The 540-nt window shown below is 64.4% G+C and carries 1 pseudogene; it reads right to left on the bottom strand.

The features are described from left to right. Positions 1 to 540 (bottom strand): annotated as a pseudogene (locus tag QMK61_RS17605) (DDE transposase); the annotation flags it as partial.

The following is a 540-nucleotide window of genomic DNA, read 5'->3' as shown; positions in this document are numbered from 1 at the left end:
CGTAACGTAATGTGGACTTGGCCCGCATCAGCCAATGCCGCTGCTTCCCCGCGTCTTGCCACGCCAGCAGGAAGGCGGCCGAGTAGTAGGCGCGATCGAAGATCGTCAGCGACTCATCGGGTGTGGCGGCGATCAGATCGTTGGCGTAGCTGAGTTCGCCGGTGGTATAGGCACCAAAGGCAGCGGCCCGGATCAGGTGTGTATAAACCTCCATCAGGCATACCGCGCGCACCTGCGGCCAATTCCCGTCACCGTACTGTGATCGCCCGCCACCGAAGACCTCGCGGTGCTCGGCCGTATCGGGCGTTGACCACACGACGCCATCGACCGCCAACAGACGAAGTCCCTGGAAGAGTCCGCGTGCCGGAAGTGGGGTGTGGCACCACGCACGGCTGAGCTGGTCGAACAGATGGGCCAGCGGCGCTTCGCCCAGCCGCTGCTGCCCTTGGACGGTGGCGCTTGGTACGGGCTCCACCTCGTCGGCGTCCAGCGCCAGCCCCAACTGGCGCACGATGTGCCAGATCGGTTCATTGCGAAATA

This window comes from Fulvimonas sp. R45 (assembly GCF_030504985.1).
Classification (GTDB): Bacteria; Pseudomonadota; Gammaproteobacteria; order Xanthomonadales; family Rhodanobacteraceae; genus Rhodanobacter_A.
The sequence above is the reverse complement of the archived record's forward strand: the minus strand, read 5'-3'. Positions and strand labels throughout refer to the sequence as shown.